This is a genomic window from Bacillus sp. ISL-45 (genome assembly GCF_018613195.1).
Taxonomy (GTDB): domain Bacteria; phylum Bacillota; class Bacilli; order Bacillales; family Cytobacillaceae; genus Mesobacillus.
Genome location: NZ_JAGGQQ010000004.1, coordinates 325,963 through 343,346, shown reverse-complemented (window position 1 = coordinate 343,346; position 17,384 = coordinate 325,963). Strand labels below are relative to the sequence as shown.

15 protein-coding genes are annotated in these 17,384 nt (G+C 44.4%); all 15 read left to right on the top strand.

Features of this window, described 5'->3' with window-relative positions:
- Positions 1 to 37 precede the first annotated feature (37 nt).
- The 15 genes from rsmH to J7E35_RS04440 all read left to right on the top strand — a co-directional run bounded on the left by rsmH (position 38) and on the right by J7E35_RS04440 (position 17,310).
- Complete coding sequence (gene rsmH / locus J7E35_RS04510; protein WP_214777346.1) at positions 38 to 976, top strand: 16S rRNA (cytosine(1402)-N(4))-methyltransferase RsmH; 939 nt, start codon at positions 38 to 40, stop codon at positions 974 to 976.
- 31 nt (positions 977 to 1,007) lie between these two features.
- Positions 1,008 to 1,364: a cell division protein FtsL gene (ftsL, locus tag J7E35_RS04505; protein WP_214777344.1), complete on the top strand. Its 357-nt coding sequence runs from the start codon at positions 1,008 to 1,010 to the stop codon at positions 1,362 to 1,364.
- Positions 1,364 to 3,574, top strand: coding sequence for a penicillin-binding protein (locus J7E35_RS04500; protein ID WP_214777342.1), 2,211 nt, complete (start codon positions 1,364 to 1,366; stop codon positions 3,572 to 3,574). Before ftsL ends, J7E35_RS04500 begins: the two co-directional genes overlap by 1 nt.
- 664 nt (positions 3,575 to 4,238) lie before the next feature.
- Positions 4,239 to 6,152, top strand: coding sequence for a stage V sporulation protein D (locus tag J7E35_RS04495; protein WP_214777340.1), 1,914 nt, complete (start codon positions 4,239 to 4,241; stop codon positions 6,150 to 6,152).
- A gap of 197 nt (positions 6,153 to 6,349) precedes the next feature.
- Positions 6,350 to 7,810 carry a UDP-N-acetylmuramoyl-L-alanyl-D-glutamate--2,6-diaminopimelate ligase gene (locus J7E35_RS04490; RefSeq protein WP_214777338.1) on the top strand — a complete coding sequence of 487 codons (1,461 nt, stop codon included), beginning with the start codon at positions 6,350 to 6,352 and terminating at the stop codon, positions 7,808 to 7,810.
- A gap of 1 nt (position 7,811) precedes the next feature.
- Entirely contained in the window at positions 7,812 to 8,261 is a 450-nt protein-coding gene (locus tag J7E35_RS04485; protein WP_214777336.1) for a hypothetical protein, read from the top strand.
- 1 nt (position 8,262) lies between these two features.
- A complete protein-coding gene (gene mraY, locus J7E35_RS04480; RefSeq protein WP_214777334.1) occupies positions 8,263 to 9,237 on the top strand; it encodes a phospho-N-acetylmuramoyl-pentapeptide-transferase in 975 nt (324 codons plus the stop codon).
- Positions 9,238 to 10,590 carry a UDP-N-acetylmuramoyl-L-alanine--D-glutamate ligase gene (gene murD / locus J7E35_RS04475; RefSeq protein ID WP_214777332.1) on the top strand — a complete coding sequence of 451 codons (1,353 nt, stop codon included), beginning with the start codon at positions 9,238 to 9,240 and terminating at the stop codon, positions 10,588 to 10,590. It begins immediately after the preceding gene.
- A 102-nt stretch (positions 10,591 to 10,692) separates the two neighbouring features.
- The gene (gene spoVE, locus J7E35_RS04470) at positions 10,693 to 11,793 is read left to right on the top strand and encodes a stage V sporulation protein E (protein WP_214777330.1); all 1,101 of its coding nucleotides are present in this window, start codon (positions 10,693 to 10,695) and stop codon (positions 11,791 to 11,793) included.
- Positions 11,794 to 12,317: 524 nt separating this feature from the next.
- The gene (gene murG / locus J7E35_RS04465) at positions 12,318 to 13,412 is read left to right on the top strand and encodes an undecaprenyldiphospho-muramoylpentapeptide beta-N-acetylglucosaminyltransferase (RefSeq protein ID WP_214777328.1); all 1,095 of its coding nucleotides are present in this window, start codon (positions 12,318 to 12,320) and stop codon (positions 13,410 to 13,412) included.
- Between the two features lie 59 nt (positions 13,413 to 13,471).
- Positions 13,472 to 14,380 carry a UDP-N-acetylmuramate dehydrogenase gene (gene murB / locus J7E35_RS04460; protein ID WP_214777326.1) on the top strand — a complete coding sequence of 303 codons (909 nt, stop codon included), beginning with the start codon at positions 13,472 to 13,474 and terminating at the stop codon, positions 14,378 to 14,380.
- A gap of 263 nt (positions 14,381 to 14,643) precedes the next feature.
- Positions 14,644 to 15,435: a cell division protein FtsQ/DivIB gene (locus tag J7E35_RS04455; protein WP_214777324.1), complete on the top strand. Its 792-nt coding sequence runs from the start codon at positions 14,644 to 14,646 to the stop codon at positions 15,433 to 15,435.
- A complete protein-coding gene (locus J7E35_RS04450; RefSeq protein ID WP_214777322.1) occupies positions 15,383 to 16,117 on the top strand; it encodes a DUF881 domain-containing protein in 735 nt (244 codons plus the stop codon). Before J7E35_RS04455 ends, J7E35_RS04450 begins: the two co-directional genes overlap by 53 nt.
- Positions 16,118 to 16,279: 162 nt before the next feature.
- Positions 16,280 to 16,960 (top strand): DUF881 domain-containing protein, encoded by a 681-nt coding sequence (locus tag J7E35_RS04445; RefSeq protein ID WP_214777726.1) that lies wholly within the window; start codon positions 16,280 to 16,282, stop codon positions 16,958 to 16,960.
- Positions 16,960 to 17,310: a small basic family protein gene (locus tag J7E35_RS04440; protein WP_023614986.1), complete on the top strand. Its 351-nt coding sequence runs from the start codon at positions 16,960 to 16,962 to the stop codon at positions 17,308 to 17,310. Before J7E35_RS04445 ends, J7E35_RS04440 begins: the two co-directional genes overlap by 1 nt.
- The last annotated feature ends 74 nt before the right edge of the window (positions 17,311 to 17,384 follow it).

The following is a 17,384-nucleotide window of genomic DNA, read 5'->3' as shown; positions in this document are numbered from 1 at the left end:
AATATTACCTGCTCCTCGATTGGAAAGGTGGATCATGATGTTCAAACATACAACAGTTTTACTGGAAGAAACAGTAGATGGGCTAGATATCAAGCCTGACGGTACATATGTGGATTGCACTCTCGGTGGCGCAGGCCACAGTGAATTGATTTTGTCCAAGCTTTCGGAAAAAGGAAAGCTATACGCTTTTGACCAGGACGATATTGCAATTGCGAATGCAAAAGAGAAGCTTGCTGCTTATGGCGACAGGCTGACGATCATCAAGAGCAATTTCCTTTATTTACAGGAAGAGCTTGAAAAGTTGGGTGTAACAGAAGTGGATGGGATTCTGTATGATTTGGGAGTTTCCTCACCGCAGCTGGATACACCGGAACGCGGGTTCAGTTATCACCATGATGCTCCACTCGATATGCGGATGGACCAGGACGCGCCATTGTCCGCTTATGATGTAATTAATGAATGGCCATATGAAAAATTGGTCAAAATCTTTTTCCAGTACGGGGAAGAGAAGTTTTCAAAACAAATTGCCCGCAAGATTGAGGCTGCAAGGGAAAGTAAACCGATTGAAACCACTGGTGAACTTGTTGAGTTGATCAAGGATGCAATTCCTGCACCTGCAAGGAGAAAAGGCGGCCACCCGGCTAAACGGGTTTTTCAGGCAGTCAGGATCGCGGTTAATGATGAGCTTGGTGTATTTGAAAAATCACTGGAGGAGGCAATTAATCTCCTGTCCGTAGGAGGAAGGATCAGTGTCATCACCTTCCATTCACTGGAAGACAGGATTTGCAAGGTTACCTTGAAAAAAGCGAGTGAAACACCGCCGCTACCGCCAGGTTTGCCGATCATACCTGAGGAATACCAGCCAAAATTGAAGCTGATTACGAGGAAACCGATCCTTCCGTCAGAGGAAGAGCTGGAATTCAATAACCGGGCAAGATCCGCAAAGCTGCGTATCGCTGAAAAAGTAAAAAAATAAAATATAAAATATAATTTCAGGAGGGAAAATGATGAGCAATCTGGCTAGAAAATTGCAGCAAGAACAGCAGCAGCGCACTGTTCAGGCACCGGCAAAAGCGCCGGCAAGACGCAATTCGATAATGACGCCCGGCGAAAAAATCCTGATGTTTGTTTTTGGGGCAATGGTTTGCTTCGGCGCGACATTCATGGTTTCAAAACAGGCAGCCATTTACGAAGTAAACAAAGAAATCCAAATCATTGAAGGCAGCATTCAGGAGCAGCAAAAGATTAACAGTGACCTTGAAGTCCAGATTAGCGAATTAAGTACCTATGAAAGAATCAAAAAGGTAACAGAGAAGCTCGGTTTAACATTGAACGAAGACAATGTTAAAGGTGTTGAAAACTGATGATTAAGAAACAGCCAAATATGAATGCAGGAGCAGCGGTATTATTCGTAATATTCAGCCTGCTCTTTTTTATCTTGATTTTCAGGTTCGTAACCATCCAGGTTACGGGAGAAGTACACGGGCAAGCACTGGCTGCAAGGGCACAGCAAAAGTACACGAATGAAAAAGTAATCGAGGCTACAAGAGGAACGATCTTTGACCGCAAAGGTGAAGTGGTCGCGGAGGATACGACTGCCTACACACTTGTCGCAATCCTTAACGATTCAGTAACAACGAATAAGAAGAAGCCGAAGCATGTAAGCGACCCTGCGAAGACAGCGGCCGTGCTGGCTAAATATATCGATATGAGCGAATCGGAAATTTATAAACGACTTACCAAAGAAAAAGCATGGCAGGTTGAGTTTGGAAAAGCCGGCCGCGATATTTCTCATCAGACCAAGCGGAAAATCGAAGAGGAGAAGCTGCCAGGAATTACTTTTTTACGAGATTCAAAGAGGTTCTATCCAAACGGTGTATTTTCTTCCCATTTAATCGGATTTGTTGAGAAGGAAGAAACAAAAGATAAGAAAACAGTTACTTCCGGTCAGCTGGGGATTGAAAAAACGCTTAATGACGAATTGACTGGTGAAAATGGTTCTCTCTCATTTGAAAGTGATTTATGGGGCTTTCTCTTACCTGACGGAGAGAAAAAAGTTACGCCTGCCAAGGATGGCAGCAATGTATTTTTAACGATTGATAAAAAAATCCAAACATTCGTAGAGGATGCCGTCGATCGTGTTGTGGAGGAATATAAGCCAAAGAAGATCATTGCAGTCGTCGCTGATCCGAAGACTGGTGATATCCTTGCGATGGCCCAGCGTCCGAGCTTCCACCCGACGACAAGGGAGGGGCTGGATAATAGCTGGCACAATGAGGTGGTCGAGACACCGATCGAGCCAGGATCTACGATGAAGATTTTCACGCTTGCAGCAGCAATTGAGGAAAATAAATGGAATCCGAATGAACTTTATAAATCAGGTTCCTATAAAGTTACCGAAAACTCCAGGGCAATTCGCGACCACAACGGCAGTGGTTGGGGAACAATATCTTTTTTGGAAGGTATCCAGCGTTCCTCTAACGTAGCAGTTGCAAAGCTGGTAAATGAAAAAATAGGTACGGAAAAATTCCGTGAGTACTTGACTGATTTTGGCTTTGACCAGCCTACGGGCATTGACCTCCCTAACGAAACATCTGGAACAATTGTCTATAAATGGCCGATTGAAAAGATTACGACATCATATGGACAGGGAACCACTATAACGCCGATCCAGCTGATCCAGGCAGCGACAGCAGTGGCGAATGACGGAAATATGATGAAACCGCGAGTTATTGATAAGATAGTCGATCCAAACACTGGTGATGTGATCAAGCAAGAGGAACCAAAGTCTGTTGGCCAGCCTATTTCTGCTGAAACTGCCAAGGCAGTTAGGGATGTTTTAGGGACTGTTGTCACTGGTGAGCATGGTACAGGGAAATCGTACGCCATCGATGGGTACGAGGTTGCTGGGAAAACAGGTACTGCAAACATAACAGCGAACGGCAGTTATTTAGATGGTGCAAGCGATTATCTGTTCTCTTTCCTTGGGATGGCACCAAAAGATGATCCTAAATTAATCGTCTATGTCGCTGTCCAGCAGCCGGAAATTGACCATTATTATAAAGGTTCTATCCCAACCTCCATGATTTTTAAATCAGTGATGAAAAGCAGCCTGCAGTATTTAAATATTAAACCTGCCTCTATGGAAAAGGCTGATTCCAGCCTCGTTCCGGATGTAACCAGTATGAGTGCCGCAGAAGCGAAGAGCTTGCTTGAATCCAAAGGGTTTGAAACAGTTGTTATAGGGGACGGAAACCAGGTCGAGGAGCAGTTGCCTAAGGCTGATATAATGGCGCTCGAAGGAGAAAAGGTCTTTATCAGATCATCCGGAGTCATGACTTACCCAGACATGACAGACTGGTCACTCCGGGATGTCATGAAACTGGCGCAGATTGCAGAAATTAAGCTAAATAAAGCCGGCAGCGGTTACGTCACAAAACAAAGCCTTAAGCCTGGAGTACCAATCAATGAAGGGGAGAACCTGATTGTCGAGCTGGAAACCCCGCTTCAGCAATTTGAGAAATCCTTGAAGACTGAGGAAGATAATGAAGAAACAGAGGAAGTGGGCGGTTGAGCCCTTCCTCTGTTTTTTTTTTTTGTGGTGCCCGGTAGAAGCGTATGCAATAGCAGTTCCAGCTTCGGACAAAAACGCAGTAGGAGCCGCTTACTTTGTCTGAAGTAGCCTAAAGTTTGGACAAAAACAGAGTCAGAGCCCTTCATTTTGTCCGAAGTAGCCTCAGGTTCAGACAAAAACGCAGTCGGAGCTCCTCACTTTGTCTGAAGTAGCCTCAGGTTCGGACAAAAACGCAGTCAGAGTCCCTCATATTGTCCGAAGTAGCCTCAGGTTCGGACAAAACCAGAGTGGGAGCCCCTCATTTTGTCTGAAGTAGCCCCAGGTTCGGACAAAACCAGCGAGGGAGCCCCTCACTTTGTCCGAAGTAGCCTCTGGTTCGGACAAAATCAGCGAGGGATCCCCTCATTTTGTCCGAAGTTCCCCCAGGTTCAGACAAAAACGCAGTCGGAGCCGCTCGTTTTGTCTGAAGTAGTTCCAGGTCTAACCAGTGCACGAGATTTTCATCAAAAGTTGACCTAATCAGGCTCGGCCGCAGGTTCTAATAAACCTCAGCCTGTCTCTACTTCTTGTTATATTTGAATTCGTACAAGCATATATTTGAACGAGTGTCTGAGAGTATCTTAATCTACTATTGGAACGACTATGGGGGAGGTTTGTTTAATATATGCGTGTATCAAATGTGACGGTCAGAAAGAGGCTGGCGCTCGTTTTGGTAATCGGGATTTTGGTGTTTTTTATCATAGATGTCCGTCTTGGCTATGTGCAATTTATGCTAGGAGATTTCTTGACGGGAAAAGCAAAGGATTCATGGAGCAGGAATGTACCGTTTGAACCGCAGCGTGGAGAGATTACGGACAGGAACGGGATAGCGCTGGCAACGAATATTAGTGCGCCGACTGTTTACGTAGTGCCGCGCCAGGTAAAAGATCCTGAAGCGGCTGCTGAAATATTGGCGAAAGCACTAAATATGTCTAAGGAGAAGGCCTATCAACATATTACGAAAAAAGCAATGATTGAGAGAATTCCAGAGGGAAGGAAAATTTCCCATGAGAAAGCAAAGGAAATAAGGGCGCTGGATATCAAAGGCGTTTATATCGGCGAGGATTCAAAGCGCCATTATCCATACGGCAGCTATCTATCGCATGTCCTAGGTTTTGCGGGAGTCGATAATCAAGGATTGATGGGGCTTGAGCTCTATTATGATAAGGAATTGCAAGGGCAAAAGGGCTCGGTTCAATTTTATGCGGATGCGAAACAGCAGCGGATGAACAATATGGCGGATGATTATGAGCCGCCGGTGGACGGGTTGGATCTGAAGCTGACAATTGACAGCAGGGTACAGACCATCGTAGAGAGGGAGCTGGATATTGCCCAGGCCAAATACAATCCTGATGGCATCATTGCCATTGCCATGAATCCGAATAACGGTGAGATCCTGGCAATGTCGAGCAGGCCAGACTTCGACCCGGCTAACTTCCGTAATGTTGCTCCGGAAGTCTATAACCGCAACTTGCCGATTTGGAGCACATATGAGCCAGGTTCCACTTTTAAAATCGTAACCTTGGCAGCAGCCCTTCAGGAAGGTAAGGTTGATTTGGAAAAAGACCATTTTCACGATTCTGGTTCAGTAGAAGTAGCCGGGGCAAGGATACGGTGCTGGAAAAAGGGCGGACACGGAAGCCAATCCTTCCTTGAAGTAGTCGAGAATTCCTGCAACCCAGGGTTTGTCGAGCTCGGGGACAGACTTGGAAAAGAAAAACTGTTCAAATATGTGAAGGATTTCGGGTTTGGTGAGAAAACAGGCATTGACCTTCAAGGGGAAGGGAAAGGAATCCTTTTCAACCTGGACAGGGTCGGTCCAATCGAACAGGCAACAACGGCTTTTGGGCAGGGTGTTTCAGTCACACCGATCCAGCAGGTCGCTGCCGTTTCAGCAGCAGTAAATGGTGGAATCCTTTATACACCTTATATTGCTAAAGAGTTGATTGACCCTGTTACAGGGGAGGTTGTCATGAAGAAATCCCCGCAGGCCAAAAGAAGAGTAATCTCTGAAGAGACTTCAAAAGAGATAAGGCATGCGCTTGAAAGTGTCGTAGCTAAGGGTTCAGGTAAAAATGCTTATGTAGACTCTTACAGGGTTGGCGGCAAAACTGGTACAGCCCAAAAGGCGAAGGATGGGCGATATCTCGAAAATAACCATATCGTATCGTTCATAGGCTTTGCCCCTGCGGATGACCCGCAAATTGTTATCTATGTAGCCGTAGATAACCCAAAAGGTACAGTACAATTCGGTGGGGTGGTGGCAGCTCCTATCGTTGGCGATATGATGGAAGATAGCCTGCGCGCGATGGAGGTTCCTCCGCGGAAGGAACAGATTGAAAAAGAATTGACGTGGATGGATACACCAATGGTGGAGGTCCCTGACCTGATCGGCTTAACCAAACAAGAACTCAGGCAGCAATTGATCAATTTCAAATTAGATATTGCAGGCGATGGCGAGAAGGTTGTTAAACAGCTTCCTTCACCAGGAGTGAAAATCAAGGAAGGGTCAACGATCAGGGTTTATATGAACGATTAACGAAGATATGCTAGAAACAAAAGCTTAACGTGAGCAGGCGGCGGCAGGATAATCATCCGCCGCCTGTTTTAGGCTGCCGGCTATTTCTGCACTTACTCACGTAAAAAGGGCTTGTTCTTTTCATCTCCACAATGGCTAATTTCAGCCTAATCATGTAAAATAAGAGTCGCCATGTTGTTTGAGAGGATTTGATATTTATGAAATTACACGAATTGATTGGTTACTTGCGCCCGTTCGTGGATTACAAGGGAGAAAATCCCGAAATTACTTCAATTGAGAATGATAACCGCAGAGTGACTCCTGGAAGTTTATTCATATGCATAAAAGGTTATACAGTTGATGGTCATGATTTTGCTGGTTCAGCAGTGAAAAATGGAGCTGCAGCCGTTCTCGCTGAACGAGAATTACCTGTGAATGTCCCGGTAATTGTTGTCAAGGACACTGTCCGGGCAATGGCAGTGCTTGCTGATGCTTTTTACGGCCAGCCCAGCCAGAAGCTTCATATGGTAGGGATAACGGGTACCAATGGAAAGACAACGACCAGCCATATTATTGAACAGATTTTCAAGGATGCTGGCCAGAAGACCGGTCTGATTGGAACGATGTACACAAAAATCGGCGAGCAAATCTTTGAAGTCAAGAATACAACTCCTGAAAGCCTGACTTTGCAAAAGACATTCAAGAGGATGGTTGACGAACAGGTGAAGTCAGCAGTAATGGAGGTATCATCGCATGCGCTCGTTTATGGACGTGTCCATGGTACGGATTACAATGTTGCTGTTTTCACAAACCTGACGCAGGACCATTTGGACTACCACAAGACAATGGAAGAATACAGAAAAGCGAAGGGGCTTCTGTTTTCACAGCTCGGAAATGCCTTCAACCATGAGAAACCTAAATTTGCTGTCCTGAATGCAGATGATCCGGCAAGTGACGAATTCGCCATGCTGACAACTGCCCATATATTAACTTACGGCATTGATAACCATGCTGACCTGCAGGCGGTCAACATCGCAATGACAGCAAGCGGTACATCATTTGATTTGGTCAGTCCTATTGGCGTGAAAAAGGTAAACATCCAGTTGATCGGCAAGTTCAGCATCTATAATGTACTCGCCAGTATCGGAGCTGCCGTAGTTTCCGGCTTATCTTTAGATGATATCATCGCCTCTGTGGAAGGTGTCAAGGGAGTTTCGGGAAGATTTGAAGTAGTCGATGCGGGACAGGATTTCTCTGTGATTGTTGACTATGCCCATACACCGGATAGCCTTGAGAATGTACTGAAGACCATACAGCAATTTGCCCAGAAAAGGGTATTTTGTATAGTAGGCTGTGGTGGTGACCGTGATCGCACAAAGCGTCCGCTTATGGCGAAAATCGCCTGTGAATATTCTACAGATGCTATCTTCACATCGGATAATCCCCGAAGCGAGGATCCGGCAGAAATCATCAAGGATATGGAAGAAGGAGTAAAGGGTGAAGTTTATACTTCAATCATTGATCGGAAAGAAGCTATCCAGCATGCCGTGAAAAATGCGAAGTCAGGAGATGTCATCCTGATTGCTGGCAAGGGCCACGAAACGTATCAGCAAATTGGTGACAGAACATTTGATTTTGATGACCGGATTGTGGCACGCGAGGCGATAGAGGAGAGGTAATATGCTGACATACCAGGATGTTTCAAGTCTATTTTCAAGAACAACTGGAATAAAGGGTGAGAATATCCGCTTTCATACTGTAAGCAGTCTCGCTGAAGCCAAACAGCCTAAAGGGCTGTTTGTCCCTGTATCGAATGATTCAGGTACTCTGCAGGAAGCGATATCGAATGGCGCTGTGGCAGCTGTCTGGCCTGAAGGCGAGCAGGTGCCGGCTTATGCGCCTAATCACTTCCCGGTTTTTTACACAAAAGATAATTTGAAAGGCTTAGAGAAAATTATGAACTCATACTACGATTACTTATCACAACACGAAGAGATCAAGGAAAGAACTAAATTCATTTTCCTGAACAAAGCACTTCTTAATGAAGCTGATGAATCATATGATATAGCTGTGATGGCTGAAAACATCAATGGTCTTGGCAGCAATAAGAATAAGGCAGGTGAGGAATAGAATGCTGGAGCAAGTTATCTTTTTCACAATATTGATGGGATTCCTGATCACTGTTCTGCTTTCTCCAGTGTTTATTCCTTTTTTGAGAAGGCTTAAATTTGGCCAGAGCATCAGAGAAGAAGGGCCGAAATCGCATCAGAAAAAAACAGGTACACCAACAATGGGCGGCGTGATGATCTTAATCTCCATCACAATTACGACACTTGTGATGACAGGGAAGTTCTCTCAACCTTCAGTGGAAACGTATCTGTTGTTATTTGTTACTTTAGGATTTGGTCTGCTTGGCTTTATGGATGACTTCATCAAGGTAGTTATGAAGCGAAATCTTGGCTTGACTTCAAAACAAAAGCTGCTTGGTCAGATTATTATTTCCGTCATTTTTTATTTCATATTCATGCAGAGTGATTTTTCAACAGAAGTCAGCATCCCATTAACTGACATCTCTTTTGATCTTGGATGGGGATATGCCCTGTTCATTATTTTCTGGATGGTCGGGTTTTCCAATGCTGTTAACCTGACGGACGGGCTTGACGGGCTGGTTTCCGGTACTGCAGCCATTGCGTTTGGTGCATTCGCTGTACTTGCATGGAGCCAGTCTCAATACGAGCTGTCGATTTTTTCGGTAGCGGTCGTGGGCGCTGTTTTGGGTTTCCTGGTATTTAATGCGCATCCGGCGAAAGTGTTCATGGGAGATACGGGTTCGCTTGCTCTGGGTGGGGCGATCGCAACTGTCGCCATCCTTGCAAAGCTTGAGATAATACTAATCATCATTGGCGGTATTTTCGTGATTGAAACATTATCTGTTATCCTTCAGGTTATCTCATTTAAAACCACAGGGAAGAGAATTTTCAGGATGAGTCCGCTTCACCATCACTATGAGTTGATTGGCTGGTCAGAATGGCGTGTCGTTGTCACATTCTGGACTGTCGGCCTGCTTTTCGCGATTCTAGGAATTTATATTGAGGTGTGGATCTAAATGAAATATATCAAAACATACCAACATAAAAAAATACTTGTACTTGGCCTTGCCAAGAGTGGAGTCAGCGCAGCGGCTCTTCTACATAAATTAGGGGCTTTTGTAACGGTCAACGACAGCAAGCCCCTTGCTGAAAATCCAGAAGCGCAAGGGTTGCTTGAGCAGGGAATCAAGGTTGTTTGTGGAACCCACCCAATCGAATTGATGGACGAAGGTTTTGAACTGGTCGTCAAGAACCCTGGAATCCCATACTATAACCCTATGATTCAAAAAGCGATTGAAAAAGGAATTCCGGTTATTACAGAGGTTGAACTGGCTTACCAGATTTCTGATGCACCCCTGATTGGCATAACAGGCACGAACGGAAAGACGACTACTACCACGCTGATTTTCGAAATGCTTGAAGCGGGGGATAAGCATCCGTTGATTGCAGGCAATATCGGAACTGTTGCATCAGGTGTTGCCCAGGAAGCAACTTCTGAAAATACAATCGTAATCGAATTGTCATCATTTCAATTGATGGGGATCGATCAGTTTAAACCACGTATCGCCATTATTACAAATCTGTATGATGCTCACCTTGACTATCACGGCACGAGGAAAGAATATATGGGAGCCAAGGCTCGGATCACACAGAACCAGACTGAAGAAGACTTCCTGATTATCAATGCCGACCAGGAGGAATGCATGGAAATTGCCCGAAATTCAAGAGCGCACATTGTTCCTTTTTCAACAAGGAAGGTGCTTGAAAGTGGGGCTTATGTGAAGGATGGCTGGGTTTGCTTTAACGGGGAGCAGATTATTGAAACCAAGGATATCGTCCTGCCGGGCAAGCATAATCTGGAGAATATACTATCGGCCGTAGCGGCGACGCTGCTTTCAGGTGGAGATAAAGAAGCCATCAATAAGGTGCTTACTACCTTTGCAGGCGTTCGCCACAGGCTCCAGTATGTGGCTACTATCGATGAACGTAAATTTTATAATGACTCTAAAGCAACCAATATTTTAGCAACTGAAAATGCCCTGGCGGCGTTCGAAGCTCCGATTGTATTGCTGGCCGGCGGTCTTGACAGAGGCAATTCTTTTGATGAGCTTGTTCCTTCACTGAAAAATGTAAAGACCTTGATCACCTTTGGAGAAACAGCTGAAAAAGTTGGACAGGCTGGACATGATGCAGGAATAAAAACGATTCTGCGGGCCGATAATGTGGAAAAGGCCGTTCCCGTGGCATTTGAACATTCAGAACCAGGCGATGTTATCCTGCTGTCTCCTGCTTGCGCAAGCTGGGATCAGTACAAAACTTTTGAGGTCAGGGGAGACATGTTTATCGAGGCCGTGCATAAGCTTAAGTAAGGGCTTGTCTTGAACAACATGACTCACCGATACTTGGCCTCATTGCAGGCTGGATGGGAAGCGGCATATGAGCCCTAAATCATACAGCCGAGGTGTATTGCTTTGCCAACAAAAAAAACGACTCCAGACATATTCCTAATGATTGTAACATTTACGCTTTTGGCAGTAGGTTTAATCATGGTTTACAGTGCAAGTGCTGTCTGGGCGGACTATAAGTTCAATGATTCCTTCTTCTTTGCGAAACGGCAAATGCTGTTTGCAGGCGTCGGGATCGTCGCGATGTTCTTTATCATGAATATTGACTACTGGACATGGAGGACATGGGCAAAAGTCATATTGATCATCTGTTTCATTCTGCTGATCCTTGTGCTGATCCCTGGAATCGGCAATGTGCGGAATGGATCCAGGAGCTGGATAGGAGTAGGAGCCTTCTCAGTACAGCCATCCGAGTTCATGAAAATCGCGATGATTGCCTTCCTCGCGAAATTTCTGTCAGAGAACCAGAAGGCGATCACTTCATTTAAGCAGGGACTGTTTCCTTCATTAGGGCTTGTATTTTTGGCATTTGGGCTAATTATGCTGCAGCCGGATTTAGGTACAGGAACCGTCATGGTTGGCACTTCTGTGGTCATCATCTTTATTGCAGGTGCCAGGATCAGTCATTTTGTCGGCCTCGGACTATTAGGGATGGCCGGCTTTGTCGGATTGATCATTTCCGCTCCATACAGGATGAAACGGATTACATCCTTCCTCGACCCCTGGCAGGATCCGCTAGGAAGTGGCTTCCAAATGATTCAATCGCTGTACGCGATCGGACCAGGAGGATTATTCGGCCTTGGTCTTGGTCAGAGCAGGCAAAAATTCTTTTACCTGCCTGAACCGCAAACGGATTTTATCTTTGCGATTCTTGCTGAGGAGCTCGGGTTCATCGGCGGTTCCCTGATTCTTCTATTATTTTCATTACTGCTTTGGAGGGGGATAAGAATCGCGCTGGGAGCTCCCGATTTATTCGGAACCTTCCTCGCGACTGGGATCATCGCGATGATTGCGATCCAGGTAATGATCAATATCGGTGTTGTAACCGGGCTTATGCCTGTTACCGGTATCACGCTCCCATTCCTGAGTTACGGTGGTTCATCCCTGACATTGATGCTGATGGCTGTAGGGGTGCTGCTGAATATCAGCCGCCACTCGAGATATTAAACTGTTACAAAAACAAAAGACCCTGCCATCAGGGTCTTTTGTTTTTGAATACTTTTCCTCCTGTAAATTATGATTTAAAAAGGAGCCGGAAATTCGGACATCTTCTATGAATATGTTAGGAATATGGCTATGTTCATGCTATATTACATTTAAATAACAATATCTTTAAAAACTGTTCTGAAGTTTAGAATATAGTAGAATAGGGTAAAACCGGGGAGTGCCTTTTTAAAGAGGCTCCTTTTTCACAGTCATAATTCACATCACGCAATCCGGAAAAAAACTGGTGTGTAAATGCAAGCGTGATGGACGTGATTAAAAAAGGCTGTTCTCGTATTGATTGTTGCTTTTAGACGAGTACTCGTATTCGGGATAGTAAAGGTATCGGGCGCTTTTCGAGGAGGCTTAAGAACAAGCAATGCTTTATACTCGTAAAAGCACAGGTGCCGGTTTTTACTATTTGTTGAGAGAGTAACAAAGTTTGCGATAGAGTCTTAAAAAAGAGATAAGTTACTGAGGTGTGGAAAATGAAGATTGCAGTTAGCGGCGGCGGTACAGGAGGGCATATTTACCCTGCGCTCGCACTCATAAGGGAAATTCAAAAACAGGATGAAAATGTTGAGTTTCTTTACATAGGGACAGAGAAAGGTCTTGAAAGCAAGCTTGTGCCCAGGGAAAACATCCCGTTCAAATCCATACATATCACAGGGTTCAAACGAAAGATATCATTTGAAAACGTAAAGACGGTCCTAAGGTTTCTTAAAGGAGTTCGGGACAGTAAAAAAATGCTCAAGGAGTTCAAACCAGATGTGGTCATTGGTACCGGCGGCTATGTTTGCGGGCCTGTGGTCTATGCAGCTGCGAAAATGGGCATACCTACAATTGTCCATGAACAAAATAGCGTTCCTGGTTTGACAAATAAATTCCTGAGCCGTTATGTTGATAAAATCGCCATTTGCTTCGAGGAAGCAAGGGAATTCTTCCCTGAGCAAAAGGTTGTGCTGACTGGTAACCCGAGGGCGTCCGAGGTGTTGGGGCAGGATGGAATCAAAGGCAGGTTGTCTGCCGGCCTGAAGCTAAAAATCCCGACAGTTCTCATTTTTGGCGGGAGCAGGGGTGCAAGGCCCATTAATGAGGCAGTCGTAAAAAGCCTGACTGAATTAAGCGGCAAACCCTATCAGGTTTTATATGTAACGGGTGATGTTCATTTTGAAGATGTCCGGAAGGAAGTCGAGCTTGTAGGAAATCCGGAAAACGTCATCATCAAACCTTTCATACACAATATGCCAGAGGTGTTATCCGGGGTAGATTTAACAGTAGCAAGAGCAGGGGCGACTACGTTGGCTGAACTCACTTCATTGGGGATTCCCAGCATATTGATTCCAAGCCCTTATGTAACCGACAATCATCAAGAAAAAAACGCCCGGGCATTAAGTGAAAATGGAGCAGCCAGATTGCTGCTTGAAAAAGATCTCACAGGTCCTAAACTGGTAGAAAGCATTGACCATATTTTGGGCCGTGAAGAGAAACTGGCAGAAATGAAGAAGGCCGCGAAAAAACTAGGCATCCCTGACGCTGCCCAGAGACTGTACCGTCTCATGGAGGAATTGGCGAAAAAGTAGCCTATAGGCATGCAGCTGCATAAACTGTTCAAAAGCTGTATCGTGAAAGGAAGGGTATTATGAAGGATCTAGCTAGCAAACTTAGAGATTTGAGCATCGGTTCGATAAAGGAAAATGAACCGCTCGCAAACCACACATCGATGAAAATAGGCGGACCTGCGGACATACTTATTGAACCTTCATCAATAGAAAATCTAAGAAAAGCGGTTGAAGTCATTAAGGGTTCTGGTGTTAAATGGACCGTAATCGGGAGAGGATCGAATCTCCTCGTTTCAGATAAAGGAATCGAAGGTGTTGTCATTAAGCTGGGTTCCGGGCTTGATGATTTGGAGATTGATGGCACAAGAGTGACAGCTGGCGGAGGCCTTTCGCTGGTCAATTTTGCAATCACCATTAGCCGGAAAGGGCTTTCAGGACTGGAATTTGCAGGCGGTATTCCAGGGTCGATCGGCGGTGCGGTTTATATGAACGCCGGAGCCCACGGATCGGATATCTCACAAATCCTCGAGAAAGCCTATGTACTCTTTGAAGATGGCTCTCTTGAATGGCTCTCTAACAAAGAGATGAAATTCTCATATCGGACATCAGTCCTTCAGAAAGAAAGACCAGGGATTGTTGTAGGAGCCATTTTCCGGCTTAAGGAAGGAAATAAGGATGAAATTGTCGCTGAGCTGCAAAAAAACAAGGATTATCGAAAAGAAACACAGCCATATAATTTTCCAAGCTGCGGCAGTGTCTTCAGGAATCCCCTGCCAAACTATGCTGGTAATTTAATCGAAAAATCAGGCTTAAAAGGCCATCAAATCGGCGGAGCGCAAATCTCCGAGCTTCATGCGAATTTCATTGTAAACAAAGGAAATGCCAGGGCGGAGGATGTTCTCGGTCTGATACAGCATGTAAAGGACACAGTCCTCGATTTACATGGTGTGAAAATGGAGACAGAGGTAGAAATTATCGGCCGGAAATAGCAGGAAAGAGGTTCAGGCTGTCAATTTCTGTGATATAATAATTCATTAGATTAGGATGCTTACCTGATAGAAACGGCATGGCCAAATTTTCATGCCGTTGGTTCTTCTTTTCTTAGTGTGCTGCTGTACATACCTTAATTAATTTGAATTTATGGGGTGGCTCCTGATCTATAATTATTATATAAAGATGGCTATAACCTGCATGGGCAAGAAAAAGGAGTTTTCTTCAGAGAAGGGGTTCAGCCGATAAAGAGGGGATTGAAATGGACAAGAGGAAAATCGTCTCGATTGAAGACCGGATTCCAAAGTTAAAACATCAAAGGCGCAAGAAAGCCAATCGCAGGCTTATCATGCTGCTGGCTATGTTTTTTATATTAATAGCCGGTGTTATCTATTTTCAATCGCCGCTTAGCAAGGTGAAGGAGATTACTGTTTCAGGAAATGAATCCTATTCTTATGAACATATCGTTGGAAAAAGCGGAATCTCCCTCGACACGAATGTGTGGAAAATCAGCAAGGGTGAAATCGAAGGGGAACTGGAAAAAATCCAGGAAATCAAGCAAGCTAATGTGAACATAAAGCTTCCAAATACAGTCGACATCGTGCTTGAAGAATATAGCAGGCTAGCCTATATTTCAAAGGGGAAGAATTTTTACCCGGTCCTTGAAAATGGGAATATCCTTGGTGAAAAACAGATGGATGAAATACCTGTTAATGCACCCATTTTAATTGGATTTAAGGAAGGGAAAGTCCTGGATGAAATGATCGCTGCATTGGAGGAACTTCCAGAAGTAGTGATGAATTCAATTTCTGAAATCCACTCACAGCCAATCAAAACGGACCAATATCTCATTAAGCTGTATATGAATGACGGTTTTGAGGTGAATGCTTCGCTCAGGACTTTTTCTGATAAAATGGCCCATTACCCATCAATCGTCAGCCAGCTTGACCCTTCCAAGAAGGGTGTGATCGACCTTGAGGTTGGATCTTATTTTAAAGCATATGAAGCAGAGGAAGCTGAGGAAGTTGAAATTGAAAAAGAAAGTGAACAGTAACCGTGTAATTCTTTCGATCGTTTTCCTGGTCCTGGGCTTCATGGTCGCTTTTTCATTCCGTGTCACGCAGGATGAGGGAGAAAAAAGCCAGGGCCTTACGGACAGACAGTGGGAGAAGCACTTAAGTTTGAGGAATGATTTAATAGAGCAGGAGGAAAAAAACCGAGAGCTCCAGAAAGAGTTGAATGCCAAGCAGGAAAAGGTGAGGGAAATAGAAGCCAGTCTTTCCAAAGAGGCTCAAGTTTTCTTTAACATGGCTGAGGACGCTGAAAAATACCGTATGTATCTTGGAAAGGTAAAGGTCAGCGGAAAAGGTGTAAAAGTAACACTGGCTGATGGAGAGTACGACCCTGATGAGAAGAATATCAATAATTATCTTGTCCATGAGCATCATGTATTCAAGGTGATCAATGAACTGTACATTTCAGGTGCAGCAGCTATTGCTGTAAATGGTCAGCGGATCTCACACAATTCCTATATATTGTGTACAGGCCCTGTTATTACTGTTGATGGCTACCAGCATCCTGCCCCATTTGAAATCACTGCGATTGGCGACCCCGATGTTCTTTCCTCCGCTCTTAATATTACCGGTGGGGTAAAAGATCAGCTTGTGAATGATCAGATTGTTTTTTCCTTAGAAGAAAAGGAAGACATTCATATCGATCCAATTTTGGGCAAATGATCAATTTTTGACTTCCCAATTAGGAAAGCCATAAATATTTTGGCAAGGCATTTTTATTATGGATTAGACCATGTAAGAAAAGGCTTTATAGAAAGCAAGGTGAAAGCATTGGGCGGACCAAGGAATCTTAGCTTCAGCGTTATAGCTGCTATCATTGGATTAATGGTCGCCATTCAGTTTCAAACCGTGAAGGAACCGGAAGTCAGGGATACACGTGACACTTGGCAGCTTCGGGAAGATTTAATGAAGGAGAAGGAATTACAGTCCAAGCTGCTTCTCGAAATCAGGTCAAATGAAGAGAAAATTGCTAAGTATGAAACTGAGAGGCAGCAAAGCAAGGAAGAAGTGCTTCGGGAAACACTCTCTGAATTAAAGGAAGAGGCAGGATTGACAGAGGTCACCGGACCTGGCATCACGCTTTCGATAGAACCTGCTTTCAGTCTTATTGTCGAAGGTGGCAATCCACCCTCAGTTTCTCCGGACATGCTCAAAAGGCTGTTGAATGAATTGAACTTATATGGCGCAAAGCATGTCTCCGTAGATGGTGAAAGAGTAATTAATACAACGGTCATCCGGGATATAAACAGGGTGACAAAAATTAATGGCCATTCCTTGAATCGTTTCCCAATAGAAGTAAAAGTGATAACAGAAAATGGTGACGCAGCCGAAAAGCTATACAATCGTATGAAGGTTTCCGCGGTTGCCGAGGACTTCTTCATTGATAATTTGGAAGTCAAGGTGAACAGGCCTGTTGGCGATCTGGTTGTACCTGCGTATCAGGGCACAATCAGGATCAGATACATGGAATCTGCTAAAACAGAAAAAGAGGGAGGCAACGGGTAATGTGGCTTCCAATCATGGGATTGGTCATCGGTGTCATCATTGGGTTATTGACCGATATCCGAATTCCGGAAGAGTATTCCAATTATTTATCAATCGCGATCCTTGCTGCCCTCGATACTTTGTTTGGCGGGATTCGCGCCCAGCTGCAAAATATTTATGATGAAAAAGTTTTCGTATCAGGTTTCTTTTTTAATATAGTATTAGCAGCAAGTTTAGCTTTTCTAGGTGTCCATCTTGGTGTAGACTTGTATTTAGCAGCAGTTTTTGCCTTTGGGGTAAGGCTGTTCCAGAATATAGCCGTCATCAGGAGAATAATATTGACGAAATGGTCAACGACAAGTGAAAAGTAGAAAAAAAAATGATATTTTAAAAGGGAAATATTTAATTGTGACGAATAAAGTATTGTAATTAAAAAATAAAACGC

Coding starts and splice junctions, on each gene's coding strand:
- rsmH (WP_214777346.1), top strand. CDS start 38: ATGTTCAAACATACAACAGTTTTACTGGAAGAAACAGTAGATGGGCTA.
- ftsL (WP_214777344.1), top strand. CDS start 1,008: ATGAGCAATCTGGCTAGAAAATTGCAGCAAGAACAGCAGCAGCGCACT.
- J7E35_RS04500 (WP_214777342.1), top strand. CDS start 1,364: ATGATTAAGAAACAGCCAAATATGAATGCAGGAGCAGCGGTATTATTC.
- J7E35_RS04495 (WP_214777340.1), top strand. CDS start 4,239: ATGCGTGTATCAAATGTGACGGTCAGAAAGAGGCTGGCGCTCGTTTTG.
- J7E35_RS04490 (WP_214777338.1), top strand. CDS start 6,350: ATGAAATTACACGAATTGATTGGTTACTTGCGCCCGTTCGTGGATTAC.
- J7E35_RS04485 (WP_214777336.1), top strand. CDS start 7,812: ATGCTGACATACCAGGATGTTTCAAGTCTATTTTCAAGAACAACTGGA.
- mraY (WP_214777334.1), top strand. CDS start 8,263: ATGCTGGAGCAAGTTATCTTTTTCACAATATTGATGGGATTCCTGATC.
- murD (WP_214777332.1), top strand. CDS start 9,238: ATGAAATATATCAAAACATACCAACATAAAAAAATACTTGTACTTGGC.
- murG (WP_214777328.1), top strand. CDS start 12,318: ATGAAGATTGCAGTTAGCGGCGGCGGTACAGGAGGGCATATTTACCCT.
- murB (WP_214777326.1), top strand. CDS start 13,472: ATGAAGGATCTAGCTAGCAAACTTAGAGATTTGAGCATCGGTTCGATA.
- J7E35_RS04455 (WP_214777324.1), top strand. CDS start 14,644: ATGGACAAGAGGAAAATCGTCTCGATTGAAGACCGGATTCCAAAGTTA.
- J7E35_RS04450 (WP_214777322.1), top strand. CDS start 15,383: ATGAAGCAGAGGAAGCTGAGGAAGTTGAAATTGAAAAAGAAAGTGAAC.
- J7E35_RS04445 (WP_214777726.1), top strand. CDS start 16,280: ATGGTCGCCATTCAGTTTCAAACCGTGAAGGAACCGGAAGTCAGGGAT.
- J7E35_RS04440 (WP_023614986.1), top strand. CDS start 16,960: ATGTGGCTTCCAATCATGGGATTGGTCATCGGTGTCATCATTGGGTTA.